Annotated in this window: 23 protein-coding genes and 1 pseudogene; 15 read left to right on the top strand and 9 right to left on the bottom strand. The window is 61.2% G+C overall.

The window, feature by feature from the left end; genetic code table 11:
* Nucleotides 1–27: 27 nt before the first annotated feature.
* The 3 genes and pseudogenes from C8J36_RS02010 to C8J36_RS02000 all read right to left on the bottom strand — a co-directional run bounded on the left by C8J36_RS02010 (nucleotide 28) and on the right by C8J36_RS02000 (nucleotide 1,834).
* On the bottom strand, nucleotides 28–1,065 hold the full coding sequence (locus C8J36_RS02010) for an alpha/beta fold hydrolase (RefSeq protein ID WP_132532058.1): 1,038 nt from the start codon (nucleotides 1,063–1,065) through the stop codon (nucleotides 28–30).
* 90 nt (nucleotides 1,066–1,155) lie between these two features.
* Nucleotides 1,156–1,500: pseudogene (locus C8J36_RS02005) on the bottom strand (hypothetical protein).
* 37 nt (nucleotides 1,501–1,537) lie between these two features.
* Entirely contained in the window at nucleotides 1,538–1,834 is a 297-nt protein-coding gene (locus C8J36_RS02000; protein ID WP_132532055.1) for a hypothetical protein, read from the bottom strand.
* A gap of 239 nt (nucleotides 1,835–2,073) precedes the next feature.
* Here C8J36_RS02000 and greA point away from each other — a divergent pair, with 239 nt between their 5' ends.
* The 4 genes from greA (at nucleotide 2,074) to C8J36_RS01980 (ending at nucleotide 5,641) form a co-directional block, all read left to right on the top strand.
* On the top strand, nucleotides 2,074–2,550 hold the full coding sequence (gene greA, locus C8J36_RS01995; RefSeq protein ID WP_062592294.1) for a transcription elongation factor GreA: 477 nt from the start codon (nucleotides 2,074–2,076) through the stop codon (nucleotides 2,548–2,550).
* 148 nt (nucleotides 2,551–2,698) lie between these two features.
* Nucleotides 2,699–3,772, top strand: coding sequence for a glycosyltransferase family 4 protein (locus C8J36_RS01990; RefSeq protein ID WP_132532052.1), 1,074 nt, complete (start codon nucleotides 2,699–2,701; stop codon nucleotides 3,770–3,772).
* A gap of 220 nt (nucleotides 3,773–3,992) precedes the next feature.
* Nucleotides 3,993–4,775: a putative nucleotide-diphospho-sugar transferase gene (locus C8J36_RS01985; protein WP_245506427.1), complete on the top strand. Its 783-nt coding sequence runs from the start codon at nucleotides 3,993–3,995 to the stop codon at nucleotides 4,773–4,775.
* On the top strand, nucleotides 4,775–5,641 hold the full coding sequence (locus C8J36_RS01980) for a 3-deoxy-manno-octulosonate cytidylyltransferase (protein ID WP_132532049.1): 867 nt from the start codon (nucleotides 4,775–4,777) through the stop codon (nucleotides 5,639–5,641). The genes C8J36_RS01985 and C8J36_RS01980 overlap by 1 nt, the downstream gene beginning before the upstream one ends.
* A gap of 23 nt (nucleotides 5,642–5,664) precedes the next feature.
* Here the strand turns inward: C8J36_RS01980 and C8J36_RS01975 are convergent, their stop codons facing one another.
* Nucleotides 5,665–6,579, bottom strand: coding sequence for a glycosyl transferase (locus tag C8J36_RS01975; RefSeq protein ID WP_132532046.1), 915 nt, complete (start codon nucleotides 6,577–6,579; stop codon nucleotides 5,665–5,667).
* Nucleotides 6,579–7,046: an Lrp/AsnC family transcriptional regulator gene (locus C8J36_RS01970; RefSeq protein ID WP_132532043.1), complete on the bottom strand. Its 468-nt coding sequence runs from the start codon at nucleotides 7,044–7,046 to the stop codon at nucleotides 6,579–6,581. The genes C8J36_RS01975 and C8J36_RS01970 overlap by 1 nt, the downstream gene beginning before the upstream one ends.
* 257 nt (nucleotides 7,047–7,303) lie before the next feature.
* Here C8J36_RS01970 and trxB point away from each other — a divergent pair, with 257 nt between their 5' ends.
* The 4 genes from trxB (at nucleotide 7,304) to C8J36_RS01950 (ending at nucleotide 11,433) form a co-directional block, all read left to right on the top strand.
* Nucleotides 7,304–8,278 (top strand): thioredoxin-disulfide reductase, encoded by a 975-nt coding sequence (gene trxB / locus C8J36_RS01965; protein WP_132532040.1) that lies wholly within the window; start codon nucleotides 7,304–7,306, stop codon nucleotides 8,276–8,278.
* Nucleotides 8,279–8,393: 115 nt separating this feature from the next.
* Nucleotides 8,394–9,290, top strand: a complete 897-nt coding sequence (locus tag C8J36_RS01960) for a LysR family transcriptional regulator VtlR (protein WP_062592283.1) — start codon at nucleotides 8,394–8,396, stop codon at nucleotides 9,288–9,290.
* Nucleotides 9,291–9,974: 684 nt separating this feature from the next.
* A complete protein-coding gene (locus tag C8J36_RS01955) occupies nucleotides 9,975–10,268 on the top strand; it encodes a metalloregulator ArsR/SmtB family transcription factor (RefSeq protein ID WP_132532038.1) in 294 nt (97 codons plus the stop codon).
* A 37-nt stretch (nucleotides 10,269–10,305) separates the two neighbouring features.
* The gene (locus tag C8J36_RS01950; RefSeq protein WP_132532036.1) at nucleotides 10,306–11,433 is read left to right on the top strand and encodes an alkene reductase; all 1,128 of its coding nucleotides are present in this window, start codon (nucleotides 10,306–10,308) and stop codon (nucleotides 11,431–11,433) included.
* 82 nt (nucleotides 11,434–11,515) lie between these two features.
* Here the strand turns inward: C8J36_RS01950 and C8J36_RS01945 are convergent, their stop codons facing one another.
* Complete coding sequence (locus tag C8J36_RS01945; protein WP_132532983.1) at nucleotides 11,516–12,619, bottom strand: MFS transporter; 1,104 nt, start codon at nucleotides 12,617–12,619, stop codon at nucleotides 11,516–11,518.
* 72 nt (nucleotides 12,620–12,691) lie between these two features.
* Entirely contained in the window at nucleotides 12,692–13,894 is a 1,203-nt protein-coding gene (locus C8J36_RS01940) for a pyridoxal phosphate-dependent aminotransferase (protein ID WP_132532033.1), read from the bottom strand.
* Between the two features lie 406 nt (nucleotides 13,895–14,300).
* Here C8J36_RS01940 and C8J36_RS01935 point away from each other — a divergent pair, with 406 nt between their 5' ends.
* The 5 genes from C8J36_RS01935 (at nucleotide 14,301) to C8J36_RS01915 (ending at nucleotide 17,465) form a co-directional block, all read left to right on the top strand.
* Nucleotides 14,301–14,774, top strand: a complete 474-nt coding sequence (locus C8J36_RS01935) for a hypothetical protein (RefSeq protein WP_132532030.1) — start codon at nucleotides 14,301–14,303, stop codon at nucleotides 14,772–14,774.
* A gap of 5 nt (nucleotides 14,775–14,779) precedes the next feature.
* Nucleotides 14,780–14,968 (top strand): hypothetical protein, encoded by a 189-nt coding sequence (locus tag C8J36_RS01930; protein WP_062592272.1) that lies wholly within the window; start codon nucleotides 14,780–14,782, stop codon nucleotides 14,966–14,968.
* A gap of 80 nt (nucleotides 14,969–15,048) precedes the next feature.
* Complete coding sequence (locus C8J36_RS01925; protein WP_132532027.1) at nucleotides 15,049–15,960, top strand: DMT family transporter; 912 nt, start codon at nucleotides 15,049–15,051, stop codon at nucleotides 15,958–15,960.
* A 476-nt stretch (nucleotides 15,961–16,436) separates the two neighbouring features.
* A complete protein-coding gene (locus C8J36_RS01920) occupies nucleotides 16,437–16,652 on the top strand; it encodes a cold-shock protein (protein ID WP_062476090.1) in 216 nt (71 codons plus the stop codon).
* Nucleotides 16,653–17,042: 390 nt separating this feature from the next.
* Entirely contained in the window at nucleotides 17,043–17,465 is a 423-nt protein-coding gene (locus C8J36_RS01915) for a BA14K family protein (RefSeq protein WP_062592270.1), read from the top strand.
* 83 nt (nucleotides 17,466–17,548) lie between these two features.
* Here C8J36_RS01915 and C8J36_RS01910 read toward each other — a convergent pair whose 3' ends face one another.
* Both C8J36_RS01910 and C8J36_RS24735 read right to left on the bottom strand, forming a co-directional pair.
* Nucleotides 17,549–18,190, bottom strand: coding sequence for an MBL fold metallo-hydrolase (locus C8J36_RS01910; protein ID WP_132532024.1), 642 nt, complete (start codon nucleotides 18,188–18,190; stop codon nucleotides 17,549–17,551).
* A gap of 170 nt (nucleotides 18,191–18,360) precedes the next feature.
* On the bottom strand, nucleotides 18,361–18,537 hold the full coding sequence (locus tag C8J36_RS24735; RefSeq protein ID WP_165914923.1) for a hypothetical protein: 177 nt from the start codon (nucleotides 18,535–18,537) through the stop codon (nucleotides 18,361–18,363).
* Nucleotides 18,538–18,788: 251 nt separating this feature from the next.
* Here C8J36_RS24735 and C8J36_RS01905 point away from each other — a divergent pair, with 251 nt between their 5' ends.
* Together C8J36_RS01905 and C8J36_RS01900 are read left to right on the top strand one after the other, a co-directional pair.
* Nucleotides 18,789–19,274, top strand: coding sequence for a MarR family transcriptional regulator (locus C8J36_RS01905; protein ID WP_132532981.1), 486 nt, complete (start codon nucleotides 18,789–18,791; stop codon nucleotides 19,272–19,274).
* Nucleotides 19,275–19,376: 102 nt separating this feature from the next.
* Nucleotides 19,377–20,078, top strand: coding sequence for a response regulator transcription factor (locus tag C8J36_RS01900; protein WP_062592266.1), 702 nt, complete (start codon nucleotides 19,377–19,379; stop codon nucleotides 20,076–20,078).
* Nucleotides 20,079–20,258 lie beyond the last annotated feature (180 nt).

The following is a 20,258-nucleotide window of genomic DNA, read 5'->3' as shown; positions in this document are numbered from 1 at the left end:
TGACCTTCCTTGGTCTTGGAGCCTCGATTACCGGATATGCCGCTCGGTCATCTGCGCGGTCGACTTGATGTCCCACTGGCTCTGGAAAACCGGGCGCGGGTGATCGGCAAGGCACAGCTCTCCGCCGATCCGCTCGCGTGTGGGAATGAAGTCCCGGTCGATCGCCCCCTCCAGCGTCATCGCGAGATCGCGCGCGAACACACGGTTGCCGATGTACCAGGAGTGGGTCCAGGAGACATGGGCGAAGCTCGCATCCGGCTGCAATCCCTTGAAGTAAGGTCCGCAGTTGACCGCAACCGCCTTGTCCGGCGCATCCTCCGGCAGCCCGCGCCGTCCGGCCCGCGGCGAGACGCCCAGCCGTTTGGCGGTGGAAACGGCAAGCGCCGCATCGAACGGATTGTAATAATTGGTGAGCCGCATGATCCGCGCGAACATCGGGCCGCTCCAGTCGCTCTTGACCGACAGGCTGTTCATCGAGACATCTCCCGAGATGAAGGCCACCTGTCCGATGCGCCACGGCGTGTTTCGCAAAGGACCGTCCTTCTCCGCCTGAAGAAAAGCCTCCATCGCCACATAGGCCCCTGCGGAATGGGCGAGCAGATGAACGTTCGTCCGGCAATCCGCCTTCTGGCCCTCGCTGAGCAGACGAATGGCCTTGCTGACGAGTGAGATAGCAACCTGCGATCCATCCCATCGGTCTTCGAGATAATTGAGCGTCTGATTGGCGCTCGGCCAATCGAAAGCCACGACCTGGCCGCGCCAGCCCTCCGCGCGCAGATCCTTGCTCAGCTGCCGGGTCCGGCCAAGGATGTCTTCCATGCTGTTGTTATAACCATGAATGAACACCAGGACGTCACCCGTCGGCGCGATCGAATTGGGATTTTCGTCTCCATCCGCAAGCGCCTGCACCTCCCCGGCCCAGATCTTCGGGTTCGCAACGACATGCGAGCTGTCATAGAACGTCTTGACGGTGGAAGGCACCTTCAGGAATCGAACAGGCCCCGGCTCGCTGGTGAAGACGTCCCCATTGCGCTTCCGGGCGCAGATCACGTAGGTGTCGGTCATTGCAATACTCCCCCAATCAAAATAAACCAGAGGGAGTATTTAATATTTCTAATGAAATGTATACGGGTCTGTCTCTAGGCCCGATGGGTATCAGATCTGCGTCGGCCGGATCGTTCCAACCGAAACCGTCCCTTGCACGACCCCACGTTCCCCTTCGTTGTCAATCGCAGAATCCAACGGTTCCTCGATCACCGTGTAAAGCTTCTCGTTTCGGAAAGCGCTGGCCATGCGCGTATCCGTGCCCTCTGCCGGCTTGGCGTCGATCTCGGTGAAATCGAGTTCGGCCTAGGCAGCCACGATGCGGGCATCGGCGGGCGATTCGGCACGAACGACGATCTCGCCCTGGCTCGGCGCGTTGCCCCAGCCGGGATCGCCCGGCCCTGCCGAAGGAACGAGGCGATAGAGACGAAGCGGTCGTTTTTCGATCGGATTCATGATGAAGGCTCTCCTCTCTGAAGTTCAGCTCTGAAGTTCAGGGCGCTGTCGATCGGGCCGCGGCGAGCGCTTCGGCGCGGGTCAAAGCCGTGGCGATGAGGGAGCGGATTTCCTCGTCGGTGTGATTCTGGCCGGCGAAGCCCTCGTCCGGCATCACCCCGGGATCCTCCTCGTGGTCGGCGACAACCTCAGTGTCGCGCGCGATGGCTTGCAGCATGTCGCGTCCATCGGGATCGCCTGCGACATAGGTCATGAGGCCGATCAGGAGGCGACGATAGGCGTTGAGGCGTCCGTCGATCTGCTCGGGGGATTGCTCGGGAAATGCGGGGTTCATCGGCATGCTCCATATTATCGGAACCAACGGTCGCCGGGCCCGGTTGGTTCCTGAAGACGCCGCCGGTGCCCGTCGCACCTTGCACATTCTTCGAAAGATCTGGCTTCCCACAGGCCCTTTCTGCTATAGTTGATGCCTTGATGTTTTGAACGGTTCCGGAGTTGACGCTCCGGATGCCGTTTTATTTTGCTTCGGGCCTGCCTGCGCAGGCCCGGCGCGCACCATGAAGGACGTTGGAAATGGTCGAAAAAGTACCGATGACGCAGAGCGGTTTTGCCAAGCTGCAGGAAGAGCTGCGCTGGCGCCAGCAGGAAGAGCGGCCGCGGATCATCGAGGCGATTGCCGAAGCGCGCGCCCATGGCGACCTTTCGGAAAATGCCGAATACCACGCAGCCAAGGAAGCGCAGAGCCACAACGAAGGCCGTATCGGCGAGGTCGAGGACTATGTGGCGCGCGCCGAGGTCATCGACCTCTCCAAGATGTCCGGCTCCAAGATCAAGTTCGGCGCCACCGTCAAGCTGATCGACGAGGACACCGAAGAGAACAAGACGTACCAGATCGTCGGCGACCAGGAAGCCGATGTGAAGCAGGGCCGCATCTCCATTTCCTCACCGATTGCGCGCGCGCTGATCGGCAAGGAAGTTGGCGATTCGATCGAAGTCGTCGCCCCCGGCGGCTCCAAGGCCTATGAGATTCTCGCCATCAACTGGGGTTGATGGCAAGTCCCATGGATGCGGCTCCCGATCCTGCATCGGGAGCCGTTCTGATTCCGGGCGCCCGAAACGCCGGTCGCTCCGAATGCGCGGTGGATGACGCGCAGGCGCGGGTGACGGATCGCTGCGCTTCCTTTATCCTCTCTTGATCATGAGCAGGTTTCTGGACATCCGCACCGTCGATATCATCGCTCCGAATTTCAAGAAGCGGCTTTCCGGCGTGACCTCCACCATCGTGCAGCTCGTGCCGGTGCAGGCCCGCATGGGCGAGCGGATCGCGACGCTCGGGCCGGGCCTGCCGGAAACCCTTCCCGCCATCCGCTTTCGCGACCTCCTGCATCTCCGCCGCCCACCGGAGGGAGGCGCCGTTCGCATCTGGCACGCCCGACGCAACCTCGAAATGCTTCCCGGCATTCTGCTGCGCGACGTGCTGCGCATGCCGCTCAAGCTTCTCTTCACCTCGGCCGCCCAACGCCGGCATTCGCGCTGGACCAAGGGACTGATCCGCCGCATGGACGCGGTCGTCGCCACATCCGCCAAATCCGGAAGCTTTCTCGACGTCCCCCACACCGTCATCCGCCACGGGGTCGATCTCGATCTGTTTCATCCCCCGGCCACGGGCGGTCGCGAACCCGCACCGGACGATCTTGCCGGCCGCAGGCTCGTCGGCTGTTTCGGGCGCGTGCGGGCGCAGAAGGGCACGGACCTCTTCGTGGCGGCGATGATCGCGCTTCTGCCGCATCATCCCGAATGGACCGCGGTCATCTGTGGCCGCGTGACCCCCGAACACGAGACCTTCGCCGCCGGCCTCAAAACCTCGATCGCCGAGGCGGGATTGTCGGATCGCATCCGCTTTCTGGGCGAAGTCGATGACATCAAGCCCTGGTATCGCCGTGTTTCGCTGCTCGTCGCCCCCTCCCGCAACGAAGGCTTCGGCCTGACGCCGCTCGAAGCCATGGCCTCCGGCGCTGCCGTGGTCGCCTCCGACGCCGGTGCATACGCCGAGATGATCCGCCCGGGCGAGACCGGCGCCGTCGTGCCGGCCGGCGATGGCGACGCGCTCACCACCGCGCTCCGCCTCTACCTCCAGGCCCCTGCCCGCGCCACGGCCCACGGCCAGGCAGGCCTCGCCCATGTCCGCGCCGAATTCGGCATCGAACGGGAAGCGAGAGCGCTGTCGGGGGTTTATGGTCGATTGCTGAGCACTGAGGCCCTGAGGCCCTGAGGCATCCGCGCGTGTTCGATAGAGTATCTCACCTCATCGACGCCCAAAAGACGGACGCCGCAAACACGACAATCCTTATTTAGCTGCCGCCGTTGCGCGGTTTTCTGTTTTATATATAACTAACGTCTGAAAATGCAATTTTCGCGCGACAGTATGGTTTCTGTCGTGCGCCTTGCCGCACTGCGCGCATGGTGACCTGCTAACTTATGAGTTTTGTATCATGTTGATCCTGTCTCGCCTCCTAAAGAGGCTGTTTCCATCCAATCCACCAGAAGACATGGTTTTCCCTGACGACGGCGAAGCAAAGGCAAAGTCGGCAAAATCCATTGACCCGCTAAAGACTGTGATCGGCTTCTACACGACGAACAGCCTGTACGAGAACGAAGCGGCACGGATGTCTGCTTCGGCGCGAAGGCTCGGACTTTCCGTTGAAACGACACCAGTGAAAAGCGCCGGCAGTTGGGTTCGCAACGCCTCGCTGAAGGCTGGCTTTTTACATGAGCAGCGCCTAAGCCGCCGCGGCGCGTTGCTCTACGTCGATGTCGATGCTGTTTTTCACAACAATCCATGGCCATCGCTCGCCGCACACACCGGCGACATCTCAGTGTTTTACAGCCCCCTCACCGGAAATCTGCTGGCGGGAACGATTCTCATCAACGATACGAAGAATGCATCCGATTTGCTGGCTGCATGGAAGGACCGCTGCGACGCCAACCCGGAGATCTGGGACCAGATTGTTCTGGAGGAGATCGTTGCGGAAGATAAAGCGGCTGTCTCGCCGCGCTTTGACATCCGCGAACTGCCCGCATCCTACTGTTGGATCTTTGACTCGCCGTTCCAAATCGATGGTGAAGGCGTATTTATCGAGCATTTGCAGGCGAGTCGGGAAGCAAAAAACAGTCGCTTGCTTTTTCCCAAGAAACGGCTCCGGCGCCGGCGCCGGCGTATCCGCTATATCGAAAGCCGTCTTGCTGGCGTACCCAATGTGCGGGATCGGCTGTGATGCGAGGCGATGAAGACAGAAAGACGGAAATCAAGACGGCAGCTGGACGACATGAATTCTGCGATTGGATTGAGTTCTTTTCCGAATTCAGCCGCATCGTCCTCGTCGCCAATAGCGATACGGCAGAACCTGAGGATCTGCCTGATGATGTTCGGGATTCCACGCTCTTCGTCTACTTCAATCGCGTCAACAGGGTTCTTGACACACCAACCAGCGATAACACGCTTCTCGTGACACGAAGCAACCAAGCCGGCTCTGAACTTGTCTATCGTGGCATCCTGTCCGAGATGACGGCTTTGCTGCAGAAACCGGGCTTTCGCGGAATCATGAACCTGCGCGCCGTTGCATTCGAACATCTGCAAAGCGAAAGCGAACTCGGCCCATCTCCGGCAGGTACGCTCGATCTTGCGGCGTACCTCCGTCCGCTCTACCCGCAAGACCATACGGCAAGCACTGGCTTTGCCCTCGCGCTTTGGTTGAGCGAACATGTGAGAAATGTCGAAATCTCGCTGACTGGCTTCACGGGGTTGCGAAGCGCCAGATGGAAGGTCTTCCATATCCACGATTGGGTGTTCGAGCAGTCTGTCCTGCAGGTGCTGAAGACCCACAAGCGCTTGACCTTCGGCGGCCCGGCAGAAGCGGATCCCTACGCTGCGCTTCGACGCCATTTCCCCGAAATTGAGGAAAACGACATCATTCTGGCGTCGATACAGGTTCTGTCCGCTCAATCTGAAGGGACGAAGAAGCAGGTTGATCAACTCTTCTCGATCACATCCCCGCTCAGAGCATTCTACAATACGTTCAAGCGCCTCAAACCGAAAACACGCAAACAGCGGCTCTTGGCCGCGCGTGCAAACTCGACGTGATGCTCATCGAACCATGTCCGGACTCAAAGCGGGGTCGCCAGTAACCGATCGCTAAACGCGATCCCGCACTTTGCCAGCGATGAAAACGGTGAGTAGTTGACGAAAACCGTCGTTTGCCGCTCGCCGACAGATTTCGCAAGTCTCACATGTGCGAGGATGCGATCTTCCGCTTCTGCCACGCCCGAGAACGCCTTCGCCGTGCCTTTTTCGTAGAAGCGGGGCTGCAGAGCGTTGGCGATGTCTATGCCGATGAAGCCCAGGATTTTCGGTCGATAGAAGAGCGCGAACTGGAGGGCGGAGATGAAAACGCTTCCCGCTTGGAAGACGCCAAGATCCGGGTCAAGAGAAATGCCGGCTCCCGTCTTCAGATCGACTTCGACGGTAATCATGCGGGTCAGCGTTTTGAGTTCGCGGCGATCGCCGCCGTAAGGCTTGAGCAGATTGTCAATCAGCAGCACCGGACGATCGACAAGCCAAGTGGGATCATGCTCGAGAAGGGCGCGGATGGCGGCAACCGACAGGAGACACGGGATGGAACGATCAAGTCCCTCAAGAAAAGCGCGAAAATGGCGGTAGACGAAGCGCTCGTCTTCGACGGCGATAGCCAGCGGCTGCGCAACACGATCCGGAATGAGGCTCAGGGCGCCATTCAGCAGAATCGTGCTGCGCGGAGAGAGAGAGGAGAGATCAGCGGAACCGACTGAGGGCCCCGATCCGACGATGGTTATGTTGCGCGCGGCGAGATCGCCGAGATACGACGCGGGCATCAGCGAGCCAGCTGAAGCCCCCCGAAACATGACGACTCGTTCCGGGCCATATGGCGCACGCTCGATGACAAGACTCGGCGCCCAATCCTGGGCGTGGGCGCGCCTGCTACCGTAGGCAAGACGGGCGGCAAGCTTCCAGAACTTTCGCGCCAGAGGCCGATCGGACGCCATCAGATCTCCACCAAACCGACTTTCTTCACCTGCCGGATCGTGAGCATCGTCCGCACGGTGTCCACCTGCTCGTTTGCCGTAAGGATCTCGATAACGAAATCCTGGAACAGCGTGAGGTTTTCAGCAACGCAATGCAGAAGGAAATCGCTGTCGCCCGAAACCATCCACGCCTGACGGACCAGCGGCCATGACGTCGTTGCCAGGGCGAAGGATTTCAGGTTCGCTTCGGACTGGTGTTTGAGGCCGATCATACAGAAGGCAACGAGATCCAGACCGAGCATCGGGCCGTTCAGGAGTGCTCTGTAGCCCTCGATGATGCCGGCTTCCTCAAGGCGACGCACACGCCGGAGACAGGGCGGCGCCGAGATCCCCACGCGGGCAGCAAGTTCGACATTTGTGATGCGTCCATCAGCCTGAAGCTCACGGAGTATCTTGATGTCGATCTGATCGAGATCGGCGCGCAACACGGGATAAGTTTCATCCTTGGCTGATGTCTTTGCGACATCTGCACCATCCAATGACGTTCAGCAAGACAATTTCCATTGGACCCATCACGGGGAACATCGCAACCGGTTGTTGGTAAATGCACCTTCAGAGCAGGAAAAGAAGGCATGGGCTTGAATAAGCCGTCGCGGTGTTCATAGATGTTACGATCCAAAGTCATTTCACTCTCGGTCTCTGATCCCTAGAGGCAAGACCGGACAACGACCAGGACTTTTCGACCATGACCGCCCGTCACACCAAGCTTCTCATCATCGGCTCCGGCCCGGCCGGCTATACCGCCGCCATCTATGCCGCGCGCGCCATGCTGAACCCCGTCCTCATCGCCGGCATGGAACAGGGCGGCCAGTTGATGATCACCACGGATGTGGAAAACTATCCGGGCTTCGGCGATCCGATCCAGGGCCCCTGGCTGATGGAGCAGATGTTGAAGCAGGCGGTTCATGTCGGCACCGAGATCGTCAGCGATCTCGTGACGTCCGTGGACGTTTCGGTCCGTCCCTTCCGCCTGACGACGGACAGCGGCACCGTCTGGACGGCCGATACGATCGTGATCGCCACCGGCGCCAAAGCGAAATGGCTGGGCATCGAGACGGAGGAGACCTTCAAGGGCTTCGGCGTGTCGGCCTGCGCGACCTGCGACGGGTTCTTTTATCGCAACAAGGACGTGATCGTCGTCGGCGGCGGCAACTCGGCCGTCGAGGAGGCCCTCTATCTGTCGAACCTCGCAAGGACGGTCACCGTCGTGCATCGCCGCGATCACTTCCGGGCCGAGCGCATCCTGCAGGAGCGCCTGTTTGCCAAGGCCAACGTGAAGATCGTCTGGGACCACGAGGTCGCCGCCTATACGGGCACGCCGCCCAAGCCGCCGATGGCCGCCTCGGTCACCGGCGTTACCCTGCGCAACACGCGCACCGGCGAGGTGTCGGACATGCCGATCGACGGCGTCTTCGTGGCGATCGGCCATGCACCGGCGACCGAACTCTTCAAGGGCAAGCTGCGCCTGAAGCCGAACGGCTATCTCTGGACCGCGCCGGATTCGACCGCGACCGACGTCGAGGGCGTCTATGCCGCCGGCGACGTGACCGACGATATTTATCGGCAGGCGATCACGGCGGCAGGAATGGGCTGCATGGCGGCGCTGGAAGCCGAGAAATTTCTGGCGGGTCATATGCCCGTCGCAATTGCAGCCGAGTAGACGCTGCGAGAGAAAGTGGCGCCATCGACGGTGGTGCCCTGTGGGAACGAAAGAAGCGCCAGACGGAGAAAGCGACACCGCTTTCTCCCCGCAGGCGTTGTGACTGGGGGACGGAATGCCGCTCGACTGGGATAAACTGCGCATCTTCCATGCTGCGGCGGAAGCAGGCTCTTTCACCCATGCCGCCGACAAGCTTCATCTGTCCCAGTCCGCCATCAGCCGTCAGGTCTCGTCGCTCGAACAGGACGTCGGCATCAAGCTCTTCCACCGTCATGCCCGCGGCCTGATTCTCACCGAACAGGGCGAGATCCTCTATCGCACGGCGCACGAAGTGCTGATGAAGCTGGAGAGCGTCAAGGTTCTCCTGACGGAGACCACCGACAAGCCCTCCGGCAAGCTGCGCATCACCACCACTGTCGGTCTCGGCCAGGGCTGGCTGACCGACAAGGTGCAGGAGTTCCTGGCACTTTACCCGGATATGTCGGTCCAGCTCATCCTCGACAACGAGGAACTCGACGTCAACATGCGCCACGCCGATTGCGCCATCCGGCTTCGGCAGCCGCAGCAATCGGACCTCATCCAGCGCAAGCTGTTCACGGTCCACATGCATCTTTATGCCGCCCCCTCCTACATCAACAAGCATGGCGAGCCGCAATCGATCGAGGATCTCGACAACCACCGGATCATCACCTTCGGCGAGCCGGCACCCAATTATCTGCTCGACGTCAACTGGCTTGCGATCGCCGGGCGCGACAGCGACAATCCGCGCACTTCGCATCTCCAGATCAACAGCCAGACCTCGATCAAGCGCGCCTGCCTGCTCGGCATCGGCATCGCCATGATGCCGGACTACATCGTCGGGCGCGATCCCGGCCTGATCCAGCTGCCCATCGGCGCCGACATCCCCTCGTTCGACACCTACTTCTGCTATCCCGACGAGCTGAAAAATGCCGCGAAGCTGAAGGTCTTCCGGGACTTCATCGTCTCCAAGGCGCGGAACTGGAACTTTTAGCCTCGCGATTTAGCAGTGCCGAAATTTCAGCCATAGACTGTCATCGCCTCAACGTCTTGTTAAGACTGATCTTCCCCGGGCGTGGATTTGGCGCGCCTGCGAGCTATGCACCAACTTTGCCTCAAACTTAGCCAGAGATGCGTCTGTCGCATAGCTGATGTGCAGAGTTATTGATTGCTGGCCGCCTAAGAAACGATCATACCGACCATAGCTGATGCATCTTTGGTGGCGATTTTCCTCCCAGTGCCACCGCAGCAGCTGTTCCCCTCTGGAGGTTGAATAACCTTCATAATTTTAAAGGGCCCAAGTTTACTTGCGGCCCTCTTTTTTTGTCCGGATTTTACGCCTTGCGGGACGCGGCACCGCTCGACGACGGACGGCGCGAGGAGCCCCCTCGGCAGAATTTCAACGAAATTCCGGATCGAGTGTTGAATTCGTCACAGGTCTTTCCCATATGTTTTTGAGCTGATGCACCGGTGATCTAATCCCTCCCAGTATCACCGCACCAGCTGTTCCCCTCTGGAGGTTTTATGACCTTCACATCTCAAGGACCTCGGCTTCGCCGCAGGTCCTTTTTTTTGGCCCATAACAGCCTTTCTCGAAACCGTCCCTTGTAAATCGTATTTCAACGATCCATGTATCGGAGGAATACAATTTTAAATTCGTTTTTCTACGACGGACATCATGGACCTGAACGAAATCCTCAAGGCGCTGGCGCATCCCAAGCGGGTCGAGATCCTGACCAAGCTCAAGGACCCGAGCGCGCATTTTTCGTCGCAGGCCCACCCGGTCGAGATGGGCGTCTGTGCCAGCCAGTTCGAGACGGTCGGCCTGTCGCAATCCACGATCTCGGCGCATCTCGCGATTCTCCAGCGCGCAGACCTGGTCACGACCCGACGCGTCGGCCAGTGGATCTTCTACAAGCGCAATGAAGACACCATTCAGGCGTTCCTTGCCGAAATCGGCACGGCTCTCTGAAACCCACCTCCCCCGACCCGACTGGAAAGGACATTCCATGACGTCTCTCTTCGAACCCACGACCGCCGGCGACATCAAGCTTGCCAACCGCATCGTGATGGCGCCGCTCACGCGCAATCGCTCGCCGGGCGCCGTGCCGAACACGCTGAACGTCACCTACTACGCGCAGCGCGCCACCGCGGGCCTCATCATCACCGAGGCGACCGCCATCACCCATCAGGGTCAGGGCTATGCCGACGTTCCCGGCCTCTACACCTCTGAAGCCCTTGAGGGCTGGAAGAAGGTGACCGACGCGGTTCACGCCGCCGGCGGCAAGATCGTCGTGCAGTTGTGGCATGTCGGCCGCATCTCCCACACCTCGCTGCAGCCGGGCGAAAGCAAGCCGGTCTCGGCGTCCGCCATCACGGCGAAATCCAAGACCTACATCCGCCATCCCGACGGCGCGGGCGAATTCGTTCCGACATCCGAGCCGCGTGCGCTCGAAACCTCGGAAATCCCCGGCATCGTCGAAGACTTCCGCAAGGCGGCCCGTGCCGCCATCGATGCGGGCTTCGACGGGGTCGAGATCCACGCGGCCAACGGCTACCTGGTCGATCAGTTCCTGCGCGCCGGCACCAATACCCGCACAGACGCCTATGGCGGCTCCATCGAAAATCGGACCCGCTTCCTGTTCGAGGTAACCGACGCCATCGTGGCCGAGATCGGCGCCGGTCGCACCGGTATTCGCCTCTCCCCGGTCACGCCGGCAAATGATGCGTTCGATCCCGAGCCGCAGCCCCTCTTCGACCATGTCGTCAAGGGTCTCGCCAGGCATGCGCTGGCCTACATCCACGTGATCGAGGGCGCCACCGGCGGCGATCGCGACTTCAAGCAGGGCGATACGCCGTTCGACTTCGCAGCCCTTCGTGCAAGCTATCAGGCCGCAGGCGGCAAGGCGGCCTGGATGGCGAACAATGGCTATGACCGCAAGCTGGCCATCGACTCGGTCGAAAGCGGCCGCGTCGATCTCGTCGCCTTCGGCAAGGCCTTCATCGCCAACCCGGACCTTGTCGAGCGCCTGAGGCAGGATGCCCCCTTGAACGCGCTCGACGCCGACACCCTGTATGGCGGCGGTGCCAAGGGCTACACCGATTACCCGGTGCTGACGCAGCAGGCTGCTGAGTAGTCAGCCGGCCATCGCGAACAGGAAAAGGCTCGCAGCGATGCGGGCCTTTTTTCGTGCTGGAATGTCGGATGCCGGATCGACGTCAGGCGGTGCGCGGCGCAACGCTCTTCAAGGCGGGAACGCAGAACAGCGCGCCGACGACCAGCGGCAGGCAGATGAAGTAGGAGGCGCGAATGCCGGCGTGTTCGGCGACGAAGCCGAGCAGCGGTGGCGCGAAGAAAAAGATGATGAACGTCACCTGCCCGAGCGAGGCGACGTTGACATGCGGCGCGCGGTCACGCCGCTGCGCGGCGGCGGAGACCGCGAGCGGATAGACGGCACTGCAGCCGGCACCCATCAGGGCGAAGCCGACAAGCGCCACGACCGGATGCGGCGAGAGGCCGACCGCGGCAATACCGATGGCCGACAGGACCAGAAGCGAGGCGGCAACCGCACGACTGCCGAAACGCTCGACGATCGGATCGGCCACCATTCGCACCAGCGCCATGAAGAAGGTAAAGAGCGTGAGGCCCAGACCGCCCACGAAAGGCTCCGACTGGAACACGTCCCGCATGTAGATCGCCGACCAATCGATGCCGGCACCTTCGACCAGAAACGCGGCGATGCCGATCAGGCAGAGTGGCAGGAGACCCATCGTCGGGAAGGCGAAAGCCGGCGCCTTCTCCTCCGGCAGATGCGAGGCATCGACCGGTGCAGCCTCAAGCCCGCGGATCGCGATCCACGCAAAGACGATGACGACCAGAAATGCGGCGCCCAGATGCGCCTGCATGGACATGCCCGACTGTCGGACGAAGGATGCGACGAGGGCCGTGACGAAGAAGCCGGCGCTCCAGCAGCCATGCGCCCGGTTCATCACGCTGCGGCCGGTGGCCGCCTCGATGCGCCCGAGTTCGACATTGAGATTGATTTCCAGCGCGCCCGCGAGCATGCCGGCCACAAGCAGGACGGCAAAGACGCCGGCCGCGCCCGGCATCCAAGGCACGAGCGCATAACAGGCGGCGGTGCCGATCACGGTGATATAGGCGGTTACCTTGGGCCCGAGCCGCTCGATGAGCGGCGAAGACACGGTGAGCGATATCAGCGCGCCGATCGCCATGCCGATCAGGGTGAGGCCTAGCTGGGATTTATCGACCTGCAGGGCAACCTGCAGGTCGGGCATGCGCGCCAGCAAGGCCCCCAACGCCATGGCAAACAGGAAGAAGCAGATGTAGATCCTGTGGTGCCCGGAAAGCGTCAAGAAACCTGCCTCTTCGTCGCGTTACTTGCAGGCGGCGCAGAAGCGCTGGATGCGCTTGCAGGCTTCCTCCAGCAGCGTCTCCGACGTCGCATAGGAGATGCGGAAGTTCGGGCCGAGGCCGAAAGCCGACCCCTGAACCACGGCGACGCCCTCGGACTCGAGCAACTCGGACACGAAGTCCTCATCCGTCTCGATAACCTTGCCCGTAGGCGCCGTCTTGCCGATCAGCCCCTTGCAGGAGGGGTAGACATAGAAAGCACCTTCCGGCGACGGGCAGATGATGCCGGTCGCCTGGTTGAGCATGGAGACGACGAGATCGCGACGACCTTCGAAGATCTTCTTGTTTTCCGGAATGAAATCCTGCGTGCCGTTCAGCGCCTCGACGGCCGCCCACTGCGCGATCGAGCAGGCGCCGGACGTCTGCTGACCCTGGATCATGTCCATGGCCTTGATGAGCGGCAGCGGACCGGCGGCATAACCGATGCGCCAGCCGGTCATCGCATAGGCCTTAGAAACACCATTCATCGTCAGCGTCCGCTCATAGAGCTTCGGCTCGACCTCGACCGGCGTCGCGAACTTGAAGTCGCCATAGGTGAGGTGCTCGTACATGTCGTCCGTCAGCACCCAGACATGCGGATGCTTCAGGAGAACGTCCGTCAGCGCCTTCAGCTCGTCATGCGAATAGGCGGCACCCGACGGGTTCGACGGCGAGTTGAAGATGAACCACTTTGTCTTCGCGGTGATCGCCTTGTCGAGATCGTCGGCCGTCAGCTTGAAATTGTTGGCCTGCGTCGCCTCGACGAACACCGGCGTGCCGCCGCAGATCGAAACCATCTCCGGATAGGACACCCAGTACGGCGCGGGAATGACCACCTCGTCGCCGGGGTTCATCGTTGCCATGAAGGCGTTGAACAGGATCTGCTTTCCGCCCGTGCCGACGATGGTCTGCGCCGCGGTGTAATCGAGATTGTTCTCGCGCTTGAACTTCTTGGCAATCGCCTCGCGCAGTTCCGGAATGCCGGAAACCGGGGTGTACTTCGTCTCGCCGCGGTTGATCGCGTCGATGGCGGCCTGCTTGATGTTGTCGGGCGTGTCGAAATCCGGCTCGCCGGCGCCAAGTCCGATCACGTCCCGGCCCTTGGCTTTGAGTTCGCGCGCCTTCTGCGACACGGCGATGGTGGCGGAGGGCTTCACACGGGAAAGAGCGTCGGCGAGAAAGGCCATGATGGGACGGTCCTGATGGTTTCGACAAGGATGCCCCGGCGGAAAAACGGCCCGGAGCGCTAGCTGTATGTCGAATGTAGCCGGTCAATTCAAGGGGAAAGGCCGCAAGACCGGGCGACATGACGAGGTTTGATGGATCGCATGTCCAGCATCGACGAACCGATGACGACTGGCGAATCACGCCGATCGGGCTTCGTTTCACACGCGCGGAAGCTTGCGCGGAGCCTCTTGCATCGGTTTATTTTTCCTTAATGAAAACAGTTATTTCCGGGTTATCCCGGCGCCTTGTTTTTGCCATGACATTTGCCGGAGCATGCCGCAATTCGGTCGATATGAAGCCGATATCGGAGCGCCTTCTACAGCCTATCCGCTCAAGCTGTTCCGCCGCCTGCCCTCGAGGTCCGTCATGCCTGTATCCGCCCCACCTGCCCTGTCGTTTCTGCGTCGCGCGGCCTTCGGCCTGACCATCGCGGCCACACTTGCCTCGGCCGGAACCGCCATGGCGGGACAGTGGACCGAGACGCAGGCGCAGACAGGCTTCGCATTCGAGCAGGCGGAACTGGCATCGGAGCAGGCGGACGATGCCCTGTTTCCGCTCGGCAAGCCCCCGGCCTTGATCGAAGCGACGGGGCCCGAAGCCAACAGCCCGATGTTGTGGCTCGACAACGCCCCCCTCGGGGAGCCGGATCAGATGTCGACCGGCGCCATCCTCTCGGCCCGCCAGCTCGCCAGCATCAGCGCCTTCGCCCTGCCCGGCCGCATCATGCCGGCGGAACGCCATATCGCCATCGGACTGATGCTGCTGGCCGGTGCGGCGATGGCTGCGGTCAGCTTCGGCCTATGGCGCTGGCAGGCGCGTGGCCTGTCGTGGGACGCGTGAACGCCATGGCATCCGAACCCGACCACAAACAGCAGCGCTTCAGTCTCTTTACCGGCCTCAACGCGTTGGAAACCATCGTCGTCGCCGCCATCGTCATCGTCGCGCTTGCCGGCATGATGCTGGTCGGCAAGGGTCTCTTCCTGCAGAGCCACATCGTCGCCGGCCCCGGCGCCGTCTTCGTCGCAGCACTTTAGACCATAAGCCGCAGACGATCTTGTCATGATATCCCCCGCCTGCTAGCCGGATAGCCCGGCGAGCGGTGGAGGAGCAGGTCGTGACGCGTCTTCAGGCCAATCTCGTTCTTCTTCTTGCCGGCGCGATCTGGGGCGCCGGCTTCGTCGCGCAATCCACGGCGATGGAAACCATCGGCCCGCTGTGGTTCACGAGCCTGCGCTTCTTCATTGCCGTCATCGTGCTGACTCCCTTCGCGCTCTGGGAACACCGCCGCGCATCGATGGCGCCGAGCGGGCGCGATCTGCGCGGCTTCGTCGCCATCGGCGTCTCGCTCTTCCTTGCCGCCCTCACGCAGCAGATCGGCATCATGACGACGACGGTGGCCAATTCGGGCTTCCTCACCGGCCTTTACGTGGTGATCGTACCGATCCTCACCGTTCTCTTCCTGCGCCGCCGCCCGCACTGGATCATCTGGCCGGCCGCCGGCCTGTCCTTCCTCGGGATCTTCCTGCTCTCGGGCGGCGCCCTGTCGCAACTGACGGAAGGGGATCTTCTCACCATCCTTGCGGCGCTCTTCTGCGCGGTCCAGGTCATCCTCATCACCGTCTTTGCCCACTCCAGCGGCCGGCCCTTCGCCCTGTCGCTCATCCAGTTCGCAACCTGCGCCGTCCTCGCCAGTGCAGTCGCACTGATCGTCGGCGAGCCGCTGTCGCTGAATGCCGTCACCGCCACGATCCCGGAATTTCTCTATTCCGGCATCTTCTCGAGCGGCGTCGCCTTTACCCTGCAGGTGGTCGGACAGCGCTACACCACAGCGCCGCAGGCCGCGATCTTCCTGTCGAGCGAAGCATTGTTTGCAGCATTCTTCGGCGTGTTGCTTCTCGGCGAAACCATCGCACCGATCGGTTATCTCGGCGGCCTCATCATTTTCGCCGCCATGCTGATGGTCGAGATCGTCCCCGAAATCGGCCGCAACAGGACAGGCGAGAAGCCAGTCGCGTCAATAGGTTAGCTCGATCTTACCGCGAGATTCGCCTCGAAACGTCTAAGGCGGCGCATCCAGCCTAACCAGCGATCACGACATCGCATGTCGCAATCAGCCTAAATTTTGACCACCCCGTTCTCAAATGGAAATAGTTTCAATAGCTTGCAATCGCGGAGGTAAAAGCGAGGTTTATCGGCAGCTGCGCCGAATTTAGACAAACGCAACCGACTGACTTATTTCAATAAACTTTCGCTTGCCAATTGAAAATAAACGCATCAAGTTTACTGCGTTCGGGCAATCTGCGAACACGGGAAGACCTTAAGAATAAATGCGCACCGGGGACGCAAGAATTCTCCGGGTGGCCAGTGTCGGGGCGGTAGATCCGGCACGGGACATGAATGACAGGACCTTTCCTCACAGTCGAGACATGCCTGCCAATCGCCCTTTGGGCACATTCGTAATGCTGCTCGCCGCATCCGGGCAGAGGAAAAAGGACCTGACGCATGGCCGAAACCGGCATTGTAAAATTCTTCAACACCGACAAGGGCTTCGGCTTTATCAAGCCTGACAATGGCGGCGCGGACATCTTCGTCCATATCTCCGCCGTCCAGGCCTCCGGCCTCAACGGACTGACCGAGAACCAGAAGGTCAGCTACGACACCGAACCGGATCGCCGCGGCAAGGGCCCGAAGGCCGTCAATCTCAACGTTTCCGGCTGAGACATCAGCCGATCGCATCACAAAGCGGAAACCTGGCGTACGCGCCGGGTTTTCGTGTGTTTGTACGAGCACCTGTCGGCCGAGGGCGCGGAAGCGCGTGCCGATCGTGTGCGACGCGTGTCACGCAGCAAGGCTGACGGGGATGCTGCGTCGAAGAGATTGAGTGTGTTTCCATCCTCCGATGACGACGCTGCAGGACGTCGCTGTGCAAACGCGGACTGCGCAAATCCGCTGCCGGTTTTCGCATCGCCCCCCAAATCCGATAAATCTGTCGTTTTCGGCGCGCCCGCCATGAAAACGAACCGTTCACCCTGCATTCAGTTTGGCTCACCTAATGTGGGTTCATCGTAAGGGACGAGCCGTTTCGTCCCGTGAGACAGGATCAACGCTATGAAAACCTTGGTCAAAGCTGCAGTTCTTACCATTGCATCGCTTTCTGCAGTGCTGCCGAGCATGACGCCGGCGCATGCGGACGATTGGCGCTATCGCCGCCATCATCATCGCGGCAATGACGGCCTGGCGCTTGGCGCCGTTGGCCTCGCCACGGGTCTGATCGTCGGTGGCGCCATCGCCAGCGCGCCGCGCTACCGCAGCGAGGAGCGTGTCTATATCGACCCGCCAGCTGACGAATACTACGAGCCGGCACCGGTCTATCGCCGTGCGCGCCCGGTCGTCGTCAACAATTATGGCTCGCTAGAACCATGGTCGCCGTCCTGGTATCGCTATTGCTCGAACCGTTACCGTTCGTTCGACTCGCGCAGCGGCACCTTCGTCGGCTATGACGGCCGCTCCTACTTCTGCAACGCCGGCTGACCTGCCGGGATTGCCTCAAACGAAAAGGCCACGCTTCCCGCGAAGCGTGGCCTTTCTTTTGACCGAAGGTCGGGATCGATCCGTCAGAGTCCCCGCAGATAGGGATTGGTCCTGCGTTCCTCGCCGATCTGCCCGCCTGGGCCATGGCCACAGATAAAGCCGAAATCGTCGCCGAGCGGCAGGATCTTCGTGCGGATCGAGTCGAGCAACTGCTGCTGGTCACCGCCCGGAAGATCCGTGCGACCGATGGAGCCGCGGAACAGAACATCGCCGACATGGGCGAACCGCTGCGCCTGATTGACATAGACGACATGTCCGGGCGCATGACCGGGGCAATGCAGCACGTCGAAGACATGCTCCCCGAACGAGACCGTGTCGCCATCGGCAAGCCAGCGATCGGGCAGCACGTTCTCGACCTTCATGGTGAGGCCGAAGCGCTCGGCCTGCGCCTCCAGCTTTTCAAGCAGCGGCCTGTCGTCTTCATGCGGCCCGATAATCTCGAGGCCGGTCGCCTCCTTCAGCTCCTTGGCACCTCCGGCATGGTCGATATGGCCATGCGTCAGCCAGATCGCCTTGAGCGCGATCCCGTTCTCCCGCACCGTCTGCAGGATTACGTCGACGTCTCCACCGGGATCGACGACGACGCCCTCCTTGGTGTCGCTATCGAAAAGGATGGTGCAATTCTGCTGGAAATGCGTGACCGGAATGATGCCTGCCTGAAGCATGGGAACCCTCATCTGCGGCCGCTGTCGGATGAGCAGCCGAACCTACAAACGCCACAGGCCAAGCGGCCATCTTGCGACGTGTTGCCGGTATAGAGCCAACGCGGTCGGAGGGAAACCTGCGAAGCGCTTTGGCGCGCCGTCGTCATCGACCTCCTGGTGTCGCGATCCGCTTAACGGACCGCGGCGATCTCCAGGTTGTCGCCGGCCGTCAGGCTCGGAAGCACGGGATAGTTGATCGTCGTCATCAACAGCGCGAAGACCGCAATTTTCGCAAGGACCACGGTGATCACGACCGGACGAAGCTGTTCGGCGGTCGAAGAAACGGGAGAAAGTGTCTCGGTCTGCATGGCACGGGTCCTTGTGTCTGAGCCGGGAATGCGCATGTCTGAGAAAGGTTCCGGCACGCTGCGGCTGAAAAGGCCTATTTCTCCCGCAGGCAAAACCGGCTGTTGCAAACCGGCAACAAACGCGCTTTCCTGCTGGCAGAGCGCCCCCGCAAACGGTAGAAAGAGGCAGGGCACAGGACTTTAGATCCGCAGGACGTACGCATTTGGCAGAACAGATCCCTTTGGCTGAACAGGATTCCCCGGCAGAAAAGATGCGCCATGCACAGGCGAAGACATCGGGCAGCGACACCGGCACGAAACCGGCTTTGCCGGAGCGTGCCGGGCTCGATTACGAACTGATCGAGCTGTTCTTCTTCGCCTATCGCGATTTCACCTCCGATCCCGATGTCATCCTGGAAAAGCGCGGTTTCGGCCGGGCACATCATCGCGTGCTCCACTTCGTCGATCGCGAGCCGGGCATGACGGTCGCCGACCTTCTGGAAACCCTGAAGATCACCAAGCAGAGCCTGGCGCGCGTTCTCAAGCAGTTGATCGATGGCGGCTATATTCATCAGGTTGCCGGCCCTGAGGATCGGCGCCAGCGCATGCTCTATACGACGCATGAGGGCAAGGCGCTCGCCAAGGCCTTGGCGGAGCCACAGTCGAAGCGCATCGCCGATGCCTTGGCCAAGCTCGGTCCCGAGGGACGCGATACCGTTCGCCGCTTCCTCGCCAGCATGAAGACCGGATCCGTCTAGCGCCTTTGCGGGAGAGGCGCATTCGGACGATGTGAAAAACAAAAAAGCGGGCGCTTCTCGTTCGAACAGAGGTGACCGGAAGAACTTCAGGGAGCGACGACGATGACGAAACCCTTCTCCCTTCCCGACGATGCACCGCATCTCCTGATCGTCGATGACGACCGGCGCATCCGCGATCTTCTCAATCGCTATCTGGTCGAGCAGGGCTTTCGCGTCACGACGGCCGCCGATGCGGACGAGGCGCGCCGTCGTCTGACCGGCATCGATTACGACCTCCTCATCGTCGACGTCATGATGCCGGGCGAGACCGGCATCTCCCTCACCCAGAGCCTGCGCCGCGTCAAATCCGTGCCCATCATCATGCTGACGGCGCTGGCCGAAACGAATGCCCGGGTCGAGGGCCTGGAAGCCGGTGCCGACGACTATTTGCCGAAACCCTTCGATCCGCGCGAACTCGTCCTGCGCATCAACAATATCCTGCGCCGAAATATGCCGGTGCAGGCGCCGAAGGTGGAGCAGGTCATTTTCGGCCCCTTCACCTTCTCCGTCGTCCGCCGCGAGCTGCGCCGCGGCGCCGATCATATCCGCCTGACCGATCGCGAGCAGGAAATCATGATGCTGTTCTCCCAGCGCGCCGGCGAGACGATCCCGCGCCACGAACTGGTGAGCGACGATACCGAGGTCGGAGAACGGACGATCGACGTCCAGATCAACCGCCTGCGCCGGAAGATCGAGGACGACCCGTCCAATCCGGTCTGGCTGCAGACCGTGCGCGGCATCGGCTACAAGCTGGCCATAGACTAGAGCATTCCCAGCCGAAGCGGGCTCGCTTCGGCGTCGGAGAATGCGGCAAAAACAAAGACCGAGGACATTTCCTGTGAGCCCCGTAGCCACAGGAAATGTCCTAAAATCACGCCGGGCCGGCCATCGGTCTACAGCGCTCAACCGCATCCGCAAGGATGCCGCTATCACCGGTGACGGGAA

The organism is Rhizobium sp. PP-F2F-G48, from assembly GCF_004342335.1.
Lineage (GTDB): Bacteria > Pseudomonadota > Alphaproteobacteria > Rhizobiales > Rhizobiaceae > Ferranicluibacter.
The sequence above is the reverse complement of the archived record's forward strand: the minus strand, read 5'-3'. Positions and strand labels throughout refer to the sequence as shown.

Excerpts from the sequence above, each read along its gene's own strand:
- C8J36_RS02010 (WP_132532058.1), bottom strand. The coding sequence starts at position 1,065 with ATGACCGACACCTACGTGATCTGCGCCCGGAAGCGCAATGGGGACGTC.
- C8J36_RS02000 (WP_132532055.1), bottom strand. The coding sequence starts at position 1,834 with ATGAACCCCGCATTTCCCGAGCAATCCCCCGAGCAGATCGACGGACGC.
- greA (WP_062592294.1), top strand. The coding sequence starts at position 2,074 with ATGGTCGAAAAAGTACCGATGACGCAGAGCGGTTTTGCCAAGCTGCAG.
- C8J36_RS01990 (WP_132532052.1), top strand. The coding sequence starts at position 2,699 with ATGAGCAGGTTTCTGGACATCCGCACCGTCGATATCATCGCTCCGAAT.
- C8J36_RS01985 (WP_245506427.1), top strand. The coding sequence starts at position 3,993 with ATGTTGATCCTGTCTCGCCTCCTAAAGAGGCTGTTTCCATCCAATCCA.
- C8J36_RS01980 (WP_132532049.1), top strand. The coding sequence starts at position 4,775 with ATGCGAGGCGATGAAGACAGAAAGACGGAAATCAAGACGGCAGCTGGA.
- C8J36_RS01975 (WP_132532046.1), bottom strand. The coding sequence starts at position 6,579 with ATGGCGTCCGATCGGCCTCTGGCGCGAAAGTTCTGGAAGCTTGCCGCC.
- trxB (WP_132532040.1), top strand. The coding sequence starts at position 7,304 with ATGACCGCCCGTCACACCAAGCTTCTCATCATCGGCTCCGGCCCGGCC.
- C8J36_RS01960 (WP_062592283.1), top strand. The coding sequence starts at position 8,394 with ATGCCGCTCGACTGGGATAAACTGCGCATCTTCCATGCTGCGGCGGAA.
- C8J36_RS01955 (WP_132532038.1), top strand. The coding sequence starts at position 9,975 with ATGGACCTGAACGAAATCCTCAAGGCGCTGGCGCATCCCAAGCGGGTC.
- C8J36_RS01950 (WP_132532036.1), top strand. The coding sequence starts at position 10,306 with ATGACGTCTCTCTTCGAACCCACGACCGCCGGCGACATCAAGCTTGCC.
- C8J36_RS01945 (WP_132532983.1), bottom strand. The coding sequence starts at position 12,619 with ATGGCGTTGGGGGCCTTGCTGGCGCGCATGCCCGACCTGCAGGTTGCC.
- C8J36_RS01940 (WP_132532033.1), bottom strand. The coding sequence starts at position 13,894 with ATGGCCTTTCTCGCCGACGCTCTTTCCCGTGTGAAGCCCTCCGCCACC.
- C8J36_RS01935 (WP_132532030.1), top strand. The coding sequence starts at position 14,301 with ATGCCTGTATCCGCCCCACCTGCCCTGTCGTTTCTGCGTCGCGCGGCC.
- C8J36_RS01930 (WP_062592272.1), top strand. The coding sequence starts at position 14,780 with ATGGCATCCGAACCCGACCACAAACAGCAGCGCTTCAGTCTCTTTACC.
- C8J36_RS01920 (WP_062476090.1), top strand. The coding sequence starts at position 16,437 with ATGGCCGAAACCGGCATTGTAAAATTCTTCAACACCGACAAGGGCTTC.
- C8J36_RS01915 (WP_062592270.1), top strand. The coding sequence starts at position 17,043 with ATGAAAACCTTGGTCAAAGCTGCAGTTCTTACCATTGCATCGCTTTCT.
- C8J36_RS01910 (WP_132532024.1), bottom strand. The coding sequence starts at position 18,190 with ATGCTTCAGGCAGGCATCATTCCGGTCACGCATTTCCAGCAGAATTGC.
- C8J36_RS24735 (WP_165914923.1), bottom strand. The coding sequence starts at position 18,537 with ATGCAGACCGAGACACTTTCTCCCGTTTCTTCGACCGCCGAACAGCTT.
- C8J36_RS01905 (WP_132532981.1), top strand. The coding sequence starts at position 18,789 with ATGCGCCATGCACAGGCGAAGACATCGGGCAGCGACACCGGCACGAAA.
- C8J36_RS01900 (WP_062592266.1), top strand. The coding sequence starts at position 19,377 with ATGACGAAACCCTTCTCCCTTCCCGACGATGCACCGCATCTCCTGATC.